Source organism: Nonomuraea candida (assembly GCF_000725485.1).
Lineage (GTDB): Bacteria > Actinomycetota > Actinomycetes > Streptosporangiales > Streptosporangiaceae > Nonomuraea > Nonomuraea candida.
The window spans coordinates 19,609-36,770 of the sequence record NZ_KL647035.1 but is presented as its reverse complement, the minus strand read 5'-3'; the positions used below and the strand labels follow the sequence as shown (position 1 = coordinate 36,770).

The 17,162-nt window shown below is 71.1% G+C and carries 13 protein-coding genes and 1 pseudogene; 6 read left to right on the top strand and 8 right to left on the bottom strand.

Annotated features, from left to right (window positions below):
• Positions 1–84: 84 nt before the first annotated feature.
• Both IO39_RS49870 and IO39_RS49865 read left to right on the top strand, forming a co-directional pair.
• Positions 85–1,122 (top strand): helix-turn-helix transcriptional regulator, encoded by a 1,038-nt coding sequence (locus IO39_RS49870; protein WP_084774834.1) that lies wholly within the window; start codon positions 85–87, stop codon positions 1,120–1,122.
• 227 nt (positions 1,123–1,349) lie between these two features.
• Entirely contained in the window at positions 1,350–1,658 is a 309-nt protein-coding gene (locus IO39_RS49865; RefSeq protein WP_043641286.1) for a hypothetical protein, read from the top strand.
• Here IO39_RS49865 and IO39_RS49860 read toward each other — a convergent pair whose 3' ends face one another.
• Positions 1,659–2,162 (bottom strand): hypothetical protein, encoded by a 504-nt coding sequence (locus IO39_RS49860; RefSeq protein WP_157549959.1) that lies wholly within the window; start codon positions 2,160–2,162, stop codon positions 1,659–1,661. It lies immediately after the preceding gene.
• A 140-nt stretch (positions 2,163–2,302) separates the two neighbouring features.
• Between IO39_RS49860 and IO39_RS49855 the strand changes: the two genes are divergently transcribed.
• Entirely contained in the window at positions 2,303–3,559 is a 1,257-nt protein-coding gene (locus IO39_RS49855; RefSeq protein WP_043641281.1) for a DUF5685 family protein, read from the top strand.
• Positions 3,560–3,745: 186 nt separating this feature from the next.
• Here IO39_RS49855 and IO39_RS49850 read toward each other — a convergent pair whose 3' ends face one another.
• From IO39_RS49850 to IO39_RS55815, 3 genes are all read right to left on the bottom strand, one after another.
• Positions 3,746–4,606, bottom strand: a complete 861-nt coding sequence (locus IO39_RS49850; RefSeq protein ID WP_043641340.1) for an SDR family oxidoreductase — start codon at positions 4,604–4,606, stop codon at positions 3,746–3,748.
• Between the two features lie 483 nt (positions 4,607–5,089).
• A complete protein-coding gene (locus IO39_RS49845; RefSeq protein ID WP_157549958.1) occupies positions 5,090–6,184 on the bottom strand; it encodes a sugar phosphate isomerase/epimerase family protein in 1,095 nt (364 codons plus the stop codon).
• Between the two features lie 174 nt (positions 6,185–6,358).
• Positions 6,359–6,565: a hypothetical protein gene (locus IO39_RS55815; RefSeq protein ID WP_211267453.1), complete on the bottom strand. Its 207-nt coding sequence runs from the start codon at positions 6,563–6,565 to the stop codon at positions 6,359–6,361.
• 107 nt (positions 6,566–6,672) lie between these two features.
• On the opposite strand from IO39_RS55815, the gene IO39_RS49840 reads away from it, so the two are divergent.
• From IO39_RS49840 to IO39_RS49830, 3 genes are all read left to right on the top strand, one after another.
• Positions 6,673–7,629 (top strand): multicopper oxidase domain-containing protein, encoded by a 957-nt coding sequence (locus tag IO39_RS49840; RefSeq protein ID WP_211267452.1) that lies wholly within the window; start codon positions 6,673–6,675, stop codon positions 7,627–7,629.
• Positions 7,630–7,847: 218 nt separating this feature from the next.
• On the top strand, positions 7,848–11,774 hold the full coding sequence (locus tag IO39_RS49835) for a ThuA domain-containing protein (protein ID WP_211267451.1): 3,927 nt from the start codon (positions 7,848–7,850) through the stop codon (positions 11,772–11,774).
• A gap of 110 nt (positions 11,775–11,884) precedes the next feature.
• Positions 11,885–13,480 (top strand): OmpL47-type beta-barrel domain-containing protein, encoded by a 1,596-nt coding sequence (locus IO39_RS49830; protein WP_052424382.1) that lies wholly within the window; start codon positions 11,885–11,887, stop codon positions 13,478–13,480.
• Positions 13,481–13,813: 333 nt separating this feature from the next.
• On the opposite strand, the pseudogene IO39_RS49825 reads toward IO39_RS49830, so the two are convergent.
• From IO39_RS49825 to IO39_RS49815, 4 genes and pseudogenes are all read right to left on the bottom strand, one after another.
• Positions 13,814–14,745: pseudogene (locus tag IO39_RS49825) on the bottom strand (ornithine cyclodeaminase family protein).
• Positions 14,746–14,871: 126 nt separating this feature from the next.
• The gene (locus IO39_RS59375; protein ID WP_281200471.1) at positions 14,872–14,994 is read right to left on the bottom strand and encodes a hypothetical protein; all 123 of its coding nucleotides are present in this window, start codon (positions 14,992–14,994) and stop codon (positions 14,872–14,874) included.
• 51 nt (positions 14,995–15,045) lie between these two features.
• Positions 15,046–15,909, bottom strand: coding sequence for a ferredoxin reductase family protein (locus tag IO39_RS49820; protein ID WP_342671508.1), 864 nt, complete (start codon positions 15,907–15,909; stop codon positions 15,046–15,048).
• An 87-nt stretch (positions 15,910–15,996) separates the two neighbouring features.
• Entirely contained in the window at positions 15,997–16,974 is a 978-nt protein-coding gene (locus IO39_RS49815) for a LysR family transcriptional regulator (protein WP_043641274.1), read from the bottom strand.
• Positions 16,975–17,162: the final 188 nt, after the last annotated feature.

Here is a 17,162-nt window from a genome sequence, read left to right as displayed (position 1 = left end):
CAGCCCGCCCGCCGGCCAGGGCTGAGCTCACCCAGGGGTTGTCATCCCCTGGCTACGACCGGCCGCCCGGGCCACGATGGAGCGGTGAACCTCCGTGAGCTCGCCGCGTTCCTGAAGACCCGCCGCGCCCGCGTCCGGCCGGCGGACGTCGGCCTGCCCGCCGGCCCCCGGCGCCGGGTGCCCGGGCTGCGCCGCGAGGAGGTCGCGCAGCTCGCGGGGCTGTCGGCGGACTACTACACCGAGCTGGAGCGCGGGCGCGGCGCCCAGCCGTCGGCCCAGGCGCTGTCCGCGCTCGCCCGCGCGCTGCGGCTGGAGGGCGACGAGCGCGATCACCTGTTCCATCTCGCGGGCCGCCCCGTCCCGGCTCCGCACGCCCCGGCCGCGACCGCGCACGTCGAGCCCGCCATGCTGGGCCTGCTGGACCGGCTGGCCACGACGCCCGCGATGATCATCACTGACCTGCACGAGACCCTGGTGCAGAACGACCTGGCCGCCGCGCTGCTCGGCCGGCACCCGATGAGGCGCGGCCTGGAGGCCAGCTACGTCTACCGCTGGTTCACCGACCCCGCAGCCCGCGCGCTCTACCCGCCGGACGAGCACCCGCACCACTCCCGGGTCTTCGTGTCCGACCTGCGGGCGGTCGCCGCCCGGCGCGGCCGTGACGCCCACGTGGTCCGGATGGTGGTCGCACTGCGGCGGCGCAGTCCCGAGTTCGCCGCCCTGTGGGACGGCCATGACGTGGCGCTGCGCCGGGCGGACCACAAGCGTCTGCTCCACCCGGCGCTGGGGGTCATCGAGGTGGACTGCCACAGCCTGTTCAGCGAGGACGGCCGACGGCGCCTGCTGTGGTTCACCGCACCGGCCGGCAGCCGGGGTGCGGCCCAGCTGGAGTTGTTGTCCGTCATCGGCACCCAGGACATGAGCCTCGGCCCCTCCCGGGTGAGCCGCACCGCTCCGGACGCGAGCCGCACCGCTCCGGACGCGCCTGCCTGTGGATGTGCTTCTGATCCCTCCGTAGGAGTCGCGGAGAATCCACGGATGCCCCTGATCTGCGGTCATTGTTCGTTGAGCGGGTCAGGCGCCAGTGGCGATCATTGCGACTCACCTCACATGCGGAAATGAGCGCGTCCGCTGCCGAACTCAAAGGGCTCTCGTGGTGAGGTTCTCGGTCTACGGGAACGTGGGGGAATGCGCGGGGCGGGAGGACAACGCGACCGGTTTCGATTCGAAACAGGGCGGGATGAGCCCGGCACGATAAAGCGATCTCCGTCCGCGGTTATACCGCCGCTATGGCGGTCCACGCTAATTTCTGTTGATCGATCAAATGCCCCTCTCCCGTAAGGAGAAGCATGCAGAAAGTCACCTGGTTCCGCCGGCTCGGCCTCGTCTCGGTGGTGGTGACGGCGGTCGGCCTGGCGACCACGCCCGTGGCCGCGCACGCCGACGGCTATGACACCCCCCGCAGCGCCACTGCTGTAGGGGCGGGCAACACCTACGCGGCCGGGCTGGCGGCGGCCGAACAGCGGGCCCGGCAGGCCGTCCTCGCGGTCGGCCACGACTGCACCCCTGGCGTTTATCACACGTTGCTGACCTACTCCTCTCCGGGTGGCGGCACCTGGGTCTTCCGGTCCACCCATGATGCGATGTGCGTCGACTGATCAACTTTCGGCAGGCCGGCCTCCGCCGGGGTCGCCGGGGCGGGCAGCCGCGCCGCCCGCAGCGGAGGCCGTGCCACGGGACACGGCTACGGCCTCCATGCGAACGAGGTCCGGCAAGCCGTCAACGGTCAAGGCGCGGATCTCGCCGAGCCGGGTGGCCGGGGTGGTGTCGACGTCGTACACCCTGATCGAGGCAGGGCCGGCGCCCGGCTCTCCCACCGCCAGAGTGCGCCCGGCGACGGCGACCAGCGGAGGCTGCGTCGTGCCCGACTCGACCGGCACGAGGGCGGGTGTGGGCCGCCACGTCTCGAGGGCGACGACGCCTCCTTCCCCCGCCTGGCCGCACCCGTACCCGGCCCACACCCGCTCGTACGCCTGCGCCAGCGTGGACGGGCACGGGTAGGCGCTGAGGTCGACCCGCCTGGTGATGGCGAGCGTCGCGAGCTTGAGGGGCGCACAAGCACTCCATTCTGGAAGATGATTGTCGAACACATGTTCGCACACTGGATCATCGTCGTCCAGAAGGACCTCGCGGGCGACCGGGTGCTCCGGAGCGGCGTTCCCTGGGGATTCTCCCGTCGTTGCCGCGTCCTCTGACGGCCTGCTGCTACGGTTGGCTCTCCGTTGTGATCATGAGGGGATGTATGTTCGGCATTGTCCGCCCGTGCCGGCATGGTCTGTGCAAGGGGCTCTACGCGGACTGGATGGGCCACTTGTGCGGACTCTGCCTGGCCCTCCGCGACGAACACGGGCACCTGTCCCGTCTGGTGACCAACTACGACGGCCTGCTCGTGTCCGTCCTGACCGAGGCCCAGACGCCCGCGCCCACACCGCGCCGCAAGGCGGGCGCGTGCGCGCTGCGCGGCTTCAAGGGCGCCGACGTGGTGGAGTCCGAGGGGGTACGGCTGGCGGCCTCGGTGTCGCTGCTCCTGGCGGCCGGCAAGGTGAACGACCACGTGGCGGACGGCGACGGCATGTACGCCCGCCGCCCCCTGGCCGCCGGCGCCACCCGCCTGGCGGGCCGCTGGTCCTCCGCCGGTACGGCCACGGCCGGCACGCTGGGCTTCGACCCCACCCCGCTGACGGCGGCGGCCGCCCGCCAGGCCCTCCTGGAACGCATCCCCGCCCAGCGGCCCCCGGGCAGCGCCGCCGCGCCCGGATTACGAGAGTTGACGGGCCCCACCGAGGACGCCGTGGCGGCGGCGTTCGCGCACACGGGGGTGCTCGCGGGCAAGCCGCACAACCGCGAGGCCCTGGAGGCGGCCGGTCGCGCGTTCGGGAGGCTGGCCCACCTGATCGACGCGGTGGAGGACCTGGCCGACGACCGGGCCTCCGGGGCGTACAACCCGCTGGCCGCCACCGGCACCGGCCTGGACGAGGCGCGCCGCCACTGCGACGCCGCGCACGCCGACCTGCGCGCCGCCGTGAACGCGCTCGACCTGCCTCGCCCCGCCCTGACCCGCGCCCTGCTGGTACGGGAAACCGGCAACGCCATCTCCCGAGCCTTCGCCACCGCCGGATCTCAAGCCGCCGCAGGAACGCACGGCCCCGGCCATGCCCCCGGCCACTCGCCGGGCCAGGCCCCCGGCCACTCGCCGGGCCAGGCCCCCGGCCACTCGCCGGGTCATTCACCAGGCCACCCGCCGGGCGATCCCGGCGCACCGCCGGGACGCCGGCCGCCGAAGCGGGATCCCGGCGGGCTGCTGTCGCTGGCGTGCGCCGCGTTGACCTGCTGCACCTGCGGCCTGTACCGGCCGGCCTGGGACGAGGATCACGAGGGCTCCTGCTGCCAGCGCTTCGACTGCTCCGGTTACGAGTGCTGCGGCAACTGCGGTGGCTGTCGTCACTGCTGCTCGGGCGAGGACGGCGATTGCGGTTGCGACGGCTGCGGTTGCGACTGACGGCTGTGACTGCTCACTGCCCAGGTCGCGCCCAGGTTTCGCCCATGGTTACGCTCTGGGCGTCGATGAGGAGCGCCGGCCTGCTTCCAGATCGCCGGCGTGACCGGTTCGCGCGGCGGTGGAGAGTGGCGGGTGCCGTGGCCGGGACCACCGGAAGCGATCACGCAAGGCGTTCCGGTCCGGCCGCTAGGAGTCCTGGGTGAGGTCGGCGCGGTGGTCGGCGGCCCACTGGGCGAGGGTGCGGCCGGGCTTGCCGAGGACGCGTTCGACGTCGGGCAGGACCGGGGGCGGCTCCTCGGCGTACTCGGCCTGGTAGCCGAGCAGGTATTCGGCGATGTCGTAGGGCATCCCGGCGGTGATGTAGGCGGAGCGTGCCTGTCCGTAGGTGAGCGCTTCGAAACGCAGGTTTCTGCCCAGTCCCTCGCCGATGGCGGCGGCCTGCTCGCGGTGGCTGAGCGCCTGCGGGCCGCTCAGCGAGTAGGCCTTTCCGGCGTGCCCGTCCTGGACGAGGGCGGCGGCGGCGACCTCGGCGATGTCGGCTTCATGGATGGGTACGCCGATCGCGTCGGGGAAGGCGCTGCGCACCACGCCTTCGGTGCGGATGGACTCACCCCACATGTCCAGCTTGTTGATGGCGAACTCGCCCGGCCGGACGTGGGTCCATTGCAGGCCGGAGGCTTCGACGGCCTGTTCGACCTGGTGCAGCATCTCGTAGCTGCCCGGCCGCCGGACGGTGACGGCCACACTGGTGAGGGTGACGATGCGGGTGAGCCCCGATTCGACGGCCTGTCCGGCGAAGGCGCCGGCCTGCTCGGCGGCGCGGCCGGGGTCGGGGTCGAGCAGGCCGGCCAGGTAGAAGGCGCGGTCCACGCCGTCGAGCGCGGCGGGCGCGCCACTGATGTCGCCGGCCACCAGTTGCACGCCGCCGGGCAGAGCGGCGGTGGCCGGGTTCCTCGTCAGGGCGCGTACGTGATGTCCGGCGCGCAGCAGGCGGTCGACCACGATGCGTCCGATCGTGCCGGTCGCGCCGGTCACCAGGATGGTCATAGAGGTTCTCCGTTCGCGGACGGCGGACGGCCACGGGCCGTCGATCGAGCCCGAGTGGCGGCCGGTGAGCGTCCCGCCTCGGCGCACGGTCCGGCTCTGCGTCGCGGCGATCGCCGGCGGCACCGTCGCCTCATCAGCGGCCGCCCTCTTCGCGCCTCGGCCGCCCCGTGCCGCCGCCCTCAGCTCGATGGCGCGCGCCCTCATCGCGGCGCTCTCCTGCCCGGAGAACCCCCTCCGCCGGGCGATCGGGTCGCGTCTTCTCGCTGCCCACCTTCGATGTGCCGCTCATGACGTGTTGCTCCTAGTCAGCCGCCGGGAGGGGATGACCTCACGCTATCCGCACCGGCACAGGTCAGGGCTTCTCGATTCCTGACCGATCCGACGCCCCGCGACGCCGTACGCGGCTCGCCGGGGCCGGTCTCCGCCTCGCCGCTCGGCGTCACGATCCTGCGGCCGGACACCGGCCCACGCGGAGGCGAGGCCTCACGGGCGTCGCGCGCCGCGCACATGACGGGCCACGACGTCACGGACGAAGGCGAGCCCGTCCCACAAGTCGCCCCACACCTCCGAGGTGAAGGGAATGACATCGACGCACCACCATTCACCCTGGTAGCAGTCGGCCAGCACGGGCAGCAATTCCTCGAAGTCGACGATGCCCTTGCCGAAGCCGATCTTCCGCGAGAAGAGATTGCGGGCCACGTCGCCGTCGGTGTCGCACAGATGGACATGCCCGATGCGGTCCCGGAGCCGCCGCACCAGCTCCACCTGCCCGCCTGGCAGCAGCTCCTCCGGCTGCACCTGGTTGTGCCCGGTGACGGTGGCGGCATGGAAGTGGCCGGTGTCGTACAGCAGCCCGAGATTGGGATGGCCGATGTCATCGAGCAGCCGCACGATCTCGCTCGGCTTGTTGAACGGCTGCCCGGACTCCACCTCCCACAGCACGGAACATCCGATCTCCGCTCCCTGCTCCGCGAGCTGTCCGAACATGCCCACCACGCCATCCCACACGCGGCGGTGATCGACGCCATAGGGGAGGGGGCCACGCATCCCCGGATCGACACGCATCCTGGTGATGCCCAGATCGGCGGCGAGCCGGAAGAACTCCGACCACCACTTCTCGTGCAAGGCGACGACTTCGTCATCGTCGGCCAGCGGCCATGGCGGAATGCCCGCGATCGGCCCGTGCGGCGCGGGCGCGAGCAACACCGGCTCCAGGCCCAGGTCGTCCAGCATGGTCGCCAGCCCGCGGCGGGCGGCGGGATCGGCGTAGCGCTCGATCATGACGTGATCGGCGAAACCCGCGAGCTCGACGCCGTCGAAGCCGAACGCCGCGGCCACCTTCAGCGTCTGCTCCAGGCCGGCGGGCCGGCGCATCCCGAACGACGTGGACCACGTGCCCAACGACACCTTTACCTGCCTGCTCATCGGGTTGCCGAATCCTCCCAGATCAGGGTTTTCGTCCTGGCCTCCGCTCAGGACGTGCGTCACAGGAAACCATGAGTCCCGGCGTCCGGGCGAGATCCCGCCCCGTTCTGCGAGCCGCTGAACCGGCCACGTGTCGTCGATCGGCAGGCGCACGGCTGCCAGGGCGATGGCGGAGGACCTGGTTCCCGTGAGGGAGCGCCGGCCCTCGGCATCGTCGGATGGATCTGGGACACGGTGCGGGCATGGGCGGCGGCGGGAGTCATCGGGCGGGACGCGGACGTGGGGGACGCGGGGAAGCGGGATCTTGTCGTCACCGTAACAGCCGTATCAGCCTTTGACCAGATATGGACGGAAGATCTGACTCTTTTCGACGCTACTTGTTGACATTTCGCTGAAAATGGCGCGTACTTCGATCGAAAGTCGTTCGAACTCCTCCTCCACGACACCACCGATCACGACGCGGCCGGTCCAGGCCCAGACCCGCATCGCGCGCGAAGGCAGCGTCCCGAGCGCCCGCACGACACCCTCACGCAAGCGTCATCGATTGGGGAACCATGACCGAGGTAGGCAGAGGCGTGGCGAAAAGCCCGCTCTCCCGGCGTGCCTTCACCACGTCCGCGGCGGCTGCCGCGTTGGCGCCATTGGTCGCAGCGAATCAGAGCGCGACGTCGGCCCAGGCCGGTACGGCCGGCACGACCATGGGCGCGGTCCGCCGCATCACTCTGTACGCCGAGCGGCTGGAGAACGGCCAGCTCGGCTACGGGCTGGAGCCCGGTACGGCCACGATTCCCGGGCCGCTCATCGAGATGGTCGAGGGCGACACGCTCGAGATCGAAATGGTCAACAACCTGGACGTGACGGCGAGCCTGCACGTCCACGGGGTGGACTACGACGTGGCCAGCGACGGTACGAGGCTGAACGAGAGCGTGGTCGAGCCCGGCGGCCGGCGCACCTACATCTGGCGCACCCACGCGCAGCGCAGGCGCGCGGGCGGGGCCGGCATCGAGCCTGGCAGCGCGGGCTACTGGCACTACCACGACCACGTGGTGGGGAGCGATCACGGCACGGGCGGCATCCGCCAGGGGCTGTACGGCCCGCTGGTGGTCCGGCGGAAGCAGGATGTCAGGCCGGACAAGACGTTCACCGTCGTCTTCAACGACATGATGATCAACAATCGCCCCGCGCACGACGCGCCGGAGTTCGCCGCCAAGGTCGGCGAGCGGGTGGAGTGGATCGTGATCACCCACGGCGAGTTCTACCACACCTTCCACATCCACGGGCACCGCTGGGCCGACAACCGCACCGGCCTGCTGGAGAGCCTTGCGGACCCCAGCCGGATCATCGACACCAAGATCACCGGGCCCGCCGAGTCGTTCGGCTTCCAGCTGATCGCGGGCGAGCGCGTCGGCCCGGGGGCGTGGATGTACCACTGCCACGTCCAGAGCCACTCCGACATGGGCATGGCCGGCATCTTCACGGTGACGGACGCGGCCGGGAACGTGCCGGGCCGACCGGGCGGCGACCACCCGGGCGGCGGTCACTCGGGCGGCGGTCACTCGGGCGCTGACCGCACGGGCGCTGACCACACGGGCCACTGACGGCAGTGCGCGGCCCCGGGCGCCCCTCGGGACCGGATTCGGCCGCCCTGTGCCGTACGCGCACGGCCCCATGCAGACGTTGACACCCCGGACCCGGGCCGATCCCCGGACTCGTCCGCGAGTGGTCCCGAACCACCCCTCAATCCCAAGGAGCAGTGATGGGCCGAACAGGCCACTTACCGTCCCGATCGTCCACCTGGCGACGCGTACTGATCATGATGTCGAGTGCCGTCCTCGTGCTCGGACTGGCGCCCCCGTCCGCCGTGCCGGCCCAGGCGCAGGCCCCCGCCCCCGCCGCCAAGAGGGCGGCCGTCAAGGTGCTGGTCTTCAGCGGCCAGGCCGCGCAGCAGGACGACCCGGTGCGTGCGGCCGCGACGGCGATCAGGGAACTGAGCAAGAAGAACGGGTTCTCCGTGGAGGAGGCCCAGGATCCGGCGGTGTTCACCGCCGACAATCTGGCGCGGTTTCGCGGCGTGGTGTTCCTGTCCGCCAAGGGCGTGAGCCTGGACGAGGCGCAGCTCGCCGCCTTTCAGGCGTACATCAGAGGCGGCGGCGGGTTCGTCGGCATCCGGGACGCCGCCCGCGCGCAGCTGGACTCGGCCTGGTTCACCGAACTGATCGGCACCCGTCCCGTCGGCGCCCTCCCCATCGCGGAGAAGGTGGTGGAGAGCGCGGCGAGCGCGGAGAACCCGCCGAACGAGACCAAGGACAAGGTCTTCGACGGCGACAACGACACCAAATGGCTGGCCCGGACGCCGACCGCGTGGGTGCAGGGCAAGCTCGGCAAGCCCGTCGCGGTGGCGCGCTACGCGCTGACGTCGGCCAACGACTCCGCCGGCCGGGACCCGAAGGACTGGACCCTCCAGGGTTCGCAGAACGGGACGACCTGGACGGATCTCGACAAGCGCAGCGGGGAGACCTTCCCCCAGCGGTTCCAGACCAAGGAATACACGTTCGAGAACACCACGGCCTACCAGTACTACCGGCTCAACGTCACCGCCAACAGCGGTGAGCCCCTGACGCAGCTCGCCGATCTGCGGCTCTACGGGCCCGACTCCGCGCCTCCGCCCGCGCCGAAGGAGCAGAAGGCCGTCGTGGACATCCTCGACCGCCGGCATCCGGCGAACGAAGGGCTTCCGCTCACCCTGTCACGGACCGACAAGTGGCTGAGCTGGAACCCCAATCCGGTGGGCAAGGTCCACACGATCGCGCAGGTCGAGGAGTGGACCTACAACCCGAAGATGGACGGCAACGGCCCGTTCCATCCGGTCTCCTGGTGCCGTGACTACGACGGCGGCCGGTCCTTCTACACCGGCATGGGCGGCACCGCGGCGAGCTACACCAGCGACAAGCAGTTCCGCACGCACCTCGCCGGCGCCATCCGGTGGGCGACCGGCATCGTCCGGGGCGACTGCCAGGCGACCATCGCGGCCAACTACACCGTGGAACGGCTGACCTCGCCGAACACGCAGGGCCGGCTCGACCAGATCGGTGAGCCGCACGGCCTGACCATCGCGCCGAACGGCAAGGTGTTCTACATCGGCAAGGCGGCCTGTCCCACCGGTCCGATCCCCGACTGGAACGACCCGAAGGTGGGCCTCGGCTGCGGCACCATCCACCAGTGGGACCCGAGGACCAAACAGGTCAAGCTGCTGACCACGCTGCCCGTCATGGGCAACCGCGGCAGCGGCGACGAACTGGTCAAGAACGAGGAGGGCCTGGTCGGCATCACCCTCGATCCGGACTTCGCGGAGAACGGCTGGATCTACGTGTACTGGATGCCGCATGAGTCGATCGACCGGGACAGGCGCATCGGCAAGCGGACGGTCTCCCGATTCGACTACGACTCGCGTACCCAGACGATCGACCAGAGCAGCCGCAAGGACCTCCTGCAGTGGGACACCCAGATCCACAGCTGCTGTCACGCGGGCGGAGGCATGACCTTCGACGAGGACGGCAACCTCTACATCGGCACCGGTGACAGCAACTCCTCCGGCGGATCCGGCGGTTACTCCGGGAACAACTGGACCCAGGACTACAAGGGCACCTCGTTCCAGGACGCCCGCCGTACCTCCGGCAACACCAACGACCTCAACGGCAAGATCCTCCGCATCCACCCGGAGCCCGACGGCACCTACACAATCCCCGAGGGCAACCTGTTCACCGGCAAGGAAGAGGGCGGCGGCAAGACCCGCGCGGAGATCTGGGTGATGGGCGTCCGCAACATCGCGCGGCTGCAGTGGGACAAGGAGAACGACTGGATCACGGCCGGCTGGGTCGGTCCCGACGCCGGCGGCCCGAGCGAGACGTGGGGACCGGCGAAGTACGAGACCGTGACGGTTCTCACCTCCGCCGGCAACCAGGGCTGGCCGTACTGCATGGGCGACAGGCAGCCCTACCGCGACCGCAGCAACAACGACGCCACCCAGCCCGCCGGGTGGTACGACTGCGACAACCTGAAGAACACCTCGCCGCGCAACACCGGCCTCGTCGACATCCCGCCGGCGCGTGACAACATGATCTGGTACTCGCCACAGGGCGGCGGCCCGGTCTACCCGAAGCGGCAGGACGGCAGCGGCCTCCCGACGTACAAGCAGGGCGAGGAGACCCTCACCATGCCCTACCTCAAGGGCGGCGGCCAGGCGGTCATGTCGGGCCCGACCTACCACCGCTCCCGGACCGACACCGGCAGCGGGGTCGCGTGGCCGGAGTACTGGGACGGCAAGTGGCTCATCGGTGACCAGTCCAACGGCAACAACCGCATCGCCGTGACCGTCGACCCGCAGACCGCCAGGGACGCGGGCCGGCCGGCGTTCGCCGAGGACCTGCGGAGCATCATCCCGGGCGGCACCGGCGCGAACCAGCTGTATTCGTGGATGGACGCGAAGTTCGGCCCCGACGGCGCGCTCTACATGCTCGACTACGGCAACGGCTTCTTCAGCCTGCACGCGAACCAGAAGCTGGTCCGCGTCACCTACAAGGGCGGTCCGGCGACGCCGAGCCCGGACGCCGCCGTGGCGCGTCCCGCCCGGCAGAACGCCGATCCCAGGACGATGACGTTCTCCGGCGCCAAGGCCGGCGGCGTGGCGTGGGAGTGGGACTTCGGCGACGGCAGCGCGCCGTCGAACCAGGCCGCCCCGACGCACACCTACGCCGGCTTCGGCACCTACGAGGTGACGCTGAAGGTCACCTACGCCGACGGCGAGCAGGCCACCGGGAAGATCCCTGTCACGGTCGGCTGCACCGCGCCCGACGCCCGGCCGACGGTGCAGTTGCTCGACGCCTTCACCGGCGTGCGCAACAAGGCGGCCGGCGGCGGCTGCACGATCAACGACCTGATCGACGACGAGCGCGACTGGAAGAACCACAACCAGTTCGTCCGGCACCTCGACACCGTCGTGAGACAGCTCCGCGAGGACGGCGTCATCACCGCCCAGGAGGCGAAGGCGCTGCGTACCGCCGGCGCCGAGTCGGAGGTCGGGAAGGTGAAGGGCTACCAGCCCATCTTCGACGGCACGGCATCGTCGCTGCTGGGCTGGAGCCAGGCCCCGTCCGGCAACTTCGCCCTCCGGCCGGACGGTACGATCCGCAGCTCCGGCGGTCTGGGCATGCTGTGGTACTCCGACAAGGCGTACGCGGACTTCTCGGTCCGGCTGCAGTTCCGTGACAGCTCGCCCGACCCTCATCGAGCCAACAGCGGCGTCTTCGTCCGGTTCCCGGACCCGAGGACCCCGCTGGAGCAGCGTCCCGCCGGAAGCTGCGGCACGGTCGGCGCGGCGCGCACGTCACCCGCGTGGGTCGCGATCTTCTGCGGCCACGAGATCCAGATCTACGACGGCGACACCGGCGAGCCGCAGAAGACGGGCTCCGTCTACAACTTCTCGCCCAACGGCCTGAACCGGGCGGGGGTGACCCCGAAGGGCCAGTGGAACGACTACGAGGTCCGCGTGGTCGGCCAGCACTACACGATCATTCGCAACGGCACGGTGATCAGCGAGTTCGACAACACGCCGGGCAAGGCGTCATCCCGCGCCGGTGACCCGCCGACAGACCTGCGCCAGTTCATCAGCGGGTTCGTCGGGCTGCAGAACCACGGCGGCAACGACGTGATCGACTTCCGCAACATCCGCGTGCGCGAACTCTAGGACGGTACGCCGGCCGGGTGCCGGGCCGGGGAGCGTTCCCCGCGCCCGGCACCCCACCCCAGCTCGGAAAGGTGCATCGACACATGCATGCCGGATCTCTCCCTTCCCTCGTGACCAGAGCCTTACGGCGGGCGTCCGCGCCGCGCCTCGCCTTCTTGCTGCTCGCCGTGGCGCTTCCCGCGCTCTTCCTGTCGTCGGTCCAGGCCGACGCGCGGCCCCGTACGCAGCTCACCGCCGTGCGGGCGGCGGACCAGGTGCTCACCTGGACCGCCGACGACAGCATGACCGCGTACAAGTCGGCGCCGGAATCGGCGACGGCGGGCCCCGCCACCATCGTCTTCGAGAACAGCGCGGCCACCGGCAACACCACCGGCATGACGCACACGCTGACGTTCGACACCTCCACCCCCGGCTACAACCACGACGTCAGCCTCAACATCATCGCCAGCCCCTTCGACGCCGCCGGCGGCCGGCACATCGCGCAGGTGAACCTCACCCCCGGCAAGTACCGCTACACCTGCGTGATCCCCGGTCACGGCCAGATGACCGGCGAGTTCGTCGTCACGGAAGGCGGGAGCGAGGACACGACCGCGCCGCAGGTCTCCGCGCAGGTGGCGGGTGACCAGGACACGGACGGCAACTACGTGGGCGCGGCGACGGTCACGGTCTCGGCGAGCGACACCGAGTCCGGGGTGGACACCGTGGAGTACGCGCTCGACGGCGGGGAGTTCGCGGCCTACTCGGCCCCGGTGTCGGTCAACCGGGTGGGGGCGCACACGGTGACCTTCCGGGCCACCGACAAGGCGGGCAACACCTCGCCGGTGGGCTCGGTGACGTTCACGGTGGTGGCTCCGCAGGAGGAGGACACCACTCCGCCCGTGGTCACCGGGAAGGTGACCGGTGAGCAGGACGCGGACGGCAACTACGTCGGCGTGGCGACGGTGACGGTCACGGCGAGCGACGTCGGCTCCGGGGTCGACACCGTGGAGTACTCGTTCGACGGTCAGCCGTTCGCGGCGTACACGCGGCCACTGCCGGTCAACCAGCCCGGCGCGCACACGGTGACCTTCCGGGCCACCGACAAGGCGGGCAACACCTCGCCGGTGGGCTCGGTGACGTTCACGGTGACGGCCGCGCAGGAGGAGGACACCACCCCTCCGCAGGTCTCGGCGCAGTTGTCGGGCCAGCAGGACTCGGCGGGCAACTACGTCGGCTCGGCGACCGTGATGCTTTCGGTGAGCGACACCGAGTCGGGGGTCGCCACGGTGGAGTACTCGCTCGACGGCGGGCCCTACACCGAGTACCCGTCTCCCGTGTCGGTCAACCGGGCGGGCGCGCACACCCTGTCGTACCGGGCCACCGACAAGGCCGGGAACACCACGCCGGTGGCGACTTTGAGGTTCACCGTGGTGGCTCCGGCGGAAGACACCACGCTGCCGCAGGTGTCGGCCGCGATCACCGGCACCCAGGACTGGGCCTGGAACTATGTCGGCTCGGCGACGGTGAAGCTGACGGCGAGCGACGTCGGCTCCGGGGTGGACACCGTGGAGTACTCGCTCGACGGTCAGCCGTTCGCGGCGTACACGCGGCCGCTGCCGGTCAACCAGCCCGGCGCGCACACCCTGTCGTACCGGGCCACCGACAAGGCCGGGAACATGTCGGTGGGCACGGCCACGTTCATGATCGTGGAAGTCGGCGGCGAGTAGCGTCCCGTTTCCTGGCAGGGGCGGCGGCCGCCCCGGATGGCGAGTTCGCCGGCCGATGAGCGGCCTCCGCCCGAGGACGGGCCCGCTCATGCGCCAGGCCGCCCGACGACGGCGGCGGCCTGGGCCCGGCCGGCCTCACCCGAGGGGCGGCAGGTGGCCGGGCAGAGCTGATCCTCCCCGAAGGCGGCCGTGGACGCCTGGTCCGCGTGCACGACGAGCACCTCGGCCGAGGTGCGCGCTGACGCCACTCGGGCAGCAGGTGCACCAGGCCCTGCGACCACTGGCCAGGTGGTCGGATGAACGGGCAGCCGCGCAGGAGAGCACCGTCTCGGCTCAGGACAGCAAGTCGATCTCCGTTCCGACGTCCTGCTGCTCCGCTCGCTGGAAGGCGGACCAGGCAAGGGCGAGATCCTGCCAGGGAAGCCCGACGGGCGCGTACACCGATCGCTGGGCGGCGTCGGTGCGGCCTGGGTGTGAGCCATTCAGGATGTCGCCAAGGGTGGCCGTGGCAGCCGAAGCCGGGAGGCCGGCTGCTGCCAGCGCACCGGTCGCGGCGGCCAGCTCGGTGTCGTCCACCACGAGAAGGGCCGATCGCAGCAAGTCGGCGGCCAGTTCCTGTTCCCCGGCTCGTCGGCGCCGAGGGAGGTGAAGTGCTGCCCGGGCCGGGTGTCGCCCAGGTGCAGCAGCGGCGTGCGGGACCAGGTCGCCAGCAGGACGACGTCGGCCACAGAGGCGACCTCGGCCGCCGAGCCGAGCACCTGGCCGCCGTGGCGGGAGGCGAAGGTGGCGGCGCGACCGGGGTTGGTGTCATGTACGACGAGGCCGCCGTCGCCCCTCAAGCCGCGCAGCCCGCGCACCATCAGCTCGGCCTGCGCACCCGCACCGACCACCCCGATGACGGCGGCGGGATCGGCCACGGTCAGGGCATGGGTCCCCAAGGCCGCGGCCAGGCCGGTGCGCCAGGCGGTCACGGTGGCCGAATCCAGCAGTGCGAGCAGTTCGCCATCCTGTCCACTGTGCAGGCAGATCACGCCTCGCAGCGCCGGCCGGGCACCGGGGAACTTGGCGTTCACCTTCACGGTGTACGCCTCGATACCGGACAACACCCCCGGGATCAGAGCAGTGGCCGTCCCCGGGAAGGGCAGATCCGTGCGGACTCGCTGCCCCCTCACCGGCTCGGAACCGTCGGCACGGAACCCCTCGCGCAGCGCCTGCAGACAGGAAACAGGCTCCAGTACGGCTTCCAGATCGCTTCGAGTCAGCACACGGGTCACCAAGCCATGATCTCATCCACTGGAGACCGGAAGCGGCCGCGTCGGCGGCGTTGTCCACCGGAACATGGCCGCCGCTGGAGGAACAGGTCGATCGTTTCCTCGCCAAGCTCGTCGGCCTCACGCCCGCCCCCGGCTGCCGACCGGAAAGACCGTCTCGTGGGCGAGGAACTGCTCGGCCGGGGACAGGCCCGGGGACAGGCCATGGTCCACCAGCGCGTTGCGGATCTGGCGCCGCCTCACGATCGTCCTGTCAGGAGTGGTGAGCCCGCGCACCCGCTGGGCAGGCGATGCTCACGCCAGGCAGGGGGCCGGGGACGCGGTCCCCGAGTCCAGCGGCAGGGAGCCTTCCCGCCTGCGAACCGGGCGGGACGATAGGTTGAGCCGGGCACGCAGTCGCTGGATCTCTTCGAGGAACGTGGTGTCCTCGAGGGTCCGGCTGGCATAGAACAGCAGGCAGGGCCGCTGGTCATGGCGGTCGGCGAAGGTACGGAGCATGCTCATCATCGGGCCGATGCCGACCCCGCCGGCGATCAGCGCGAAGCCCGGCCCTTCGTTGCGGTCGGGGGTGAACACGCCGTGCGGGCCGTCCAGATAGGCCCGGGTGCCGGGTCGCAGTTCCGCCACGCCGGTGGTGAAGTCGCCGAGTGCCTTGATGCTCATCTGCACCGCGCCGTCGGCCTCCGCGCTCGAGGAGAACGAGAAGGGGTGCTGAGTGACGGCGAAGGGCGAGCGTCCCACGGTGATCCACCCGAACTGGCCGGGCTCGAATCTGAACCCCTCGTGCCCGACGGGACGCAAAGTGATCGTCGTCGTGGCGCCCCGTTCGGCGGTGACCTTCTCGACCTCCCACGGCCGCCGGAGCCGGCGGAGCGGGCGGACGAGGCGCACCCAGACGATCAGGCTGACGAAGCCGGCCGTCATGACCGCCCACAGCACCCGTTTCCATGGCGCGTCGACGTAGTAGCCGACCAGCTCGATGTGCGCGAGGGCCAGCAGCACAGAGGCGACGGACAGCGACACGTGCAGGACCTGCCACGCCTCATACCGCAGGCGGAACCGCCGCCTGCAGACGGAGGTGAGCATGACGATCACCAGGCAGAGGGTGGAGACGACCGCGAAGCGGGCCCGCCAGGGCGCCGTGACCGGATCGAACAGTGCGATCAGGTCGATGTTCTGACCCAGGGCCGCGGGTGTGGGGGCGCAGGTGGGGGCGGGGTGACCGAGAGCGCAGGCGGGGCGGGTCTACGCGAGCCGGGCGGCGGGTGCTGTCAGGGCGGCGTGCGCCGGCGCGGCGGCGAGTGCTGATCGGGCGGCCTCCGCGACCTCCGTGGCGTTGCGGACGAAGCAGGCGACGGCCCTCGATCGGGCCTCCTGCGGCCAGGCGACCGACAGCGTGACCGGCTCCAGATCCACCACGGGCCGGTAGGCGATCTCGGGCCGCGGGTAACGCCGCGCGATCGAGGCGGGCGGGAACCAGACGATGGAGCCCAGCTCCACCAGCTCGAGGATCTGCGTGGTGTCCAGGGCGCCCTGCTGAGAGGTGGTCACGCGCTCGCGGCGGGCCGGTCCGCCGTTCGAGGACGGGGGCCCGGGCAGCAGCCCGGACAGGAGCCCGGACTGCTCGACCAGGGTGCCGCTGGGCAGTCTGCGCCCGGCGAAGTCGGCCAGCCGCAGGGCGGGCCGGGCGGCCAGCGGGTCGCCGGCCGCCAGCGCGACCAGGCGGGGCTCGGTCAGCAGCGGCTCGTGGTCGAGGCCGCGGTCGTCGAAGGGCCCGGACACGAGCGCGACGTCGGCCCGGCCGTCACGCAGCGACGGAGCCTGCTCGCCCACCGCCCCGTGCACCAGCTCGACCACCGGCGCGATGTCCTCGCTGTGGTAGGCGGACAGGATGCGCGGCAGCAGCCCGGCGTCGTGGTCGGCCTTGAGCGCGAGCCGTAGCCGCCGCTCGGGCCGGCCCGCGTGCCGGGCACGCCGGACGGCGGCGTCGATCGTGTCGAGGGCGCTGCGGGCGTCGCGCAGGAAGACCTCGCCCGCCGGGGTGAGCGCGACGTGGCGGGTGGTGCGTTCCAGCAACTGCACGCCGACCTTGCGCTCCAGCCGGCCGATCGCCCGGGACAGCGGAGGCTGCGCCATGCCGAGCCGTTCGGCCGCGCGCCCGAAGTGCAGCTCCTCCGCGACCGCTATGAAGTACCTGAGCTGCCGCATCTCCAGATCATTCATCTCCGCAAGGGTATCAATACTGATCCGATCGATCCTTCAGGTCCGCCCCGTGGCCAGGTTGACTGGATCGCGCGGCCCCCTTCCCCGGGCCGGCGACCCCGTGATCGCCCGAACCGTTTCGGGACGCACCGGGGCCTTCCCTGCCTCGAAACATCCGTCATGGAGACTTTCATGATCGTCAATATGCT

What these genes read in the sequence shown, in the direction of transcription:
- IO39_RS49865 (WP_043641286.1), top strand. Translation starts at nt 1,350, where the DNA reads ATGCAGAAAGTCACCTGGTTCCGCCGGCTCGGCCTCGTCTCGGTGGTG.
- IO39_RS49835 (WP_211267451.1), top strand. Translation starts at nt 7,848, where the DNA reads ATGTCGAGTGCCGTCCTCGTGCTCGGACTGGCGCCCCCGTCCGCCGTG.
- IO39_RS49815 (WP_043641274.1), bottom strand. Translation starts at nt 16,974, where the DNA reads ATGAATGATCTGGAGATGCGGCAGCTCAGGTACTTCATAGCGGTCGCG.
- IO39_RS49855 (WP_043641281.1), top strand. Translation starts at nt 2,303, where the DNA reads ATGTTCGGCATTGTCCGCCCGTGCCGGCATGGTCTGTGCAAGGGGCTC.
- IO39_RS49850 (WP_043641340.1), bottom strand. Translation starts at nt 4,606, where the DNA reads ATGACCATCCTGGTGACCGGCGCGACCGGCACGATCGGACGCATCGTG.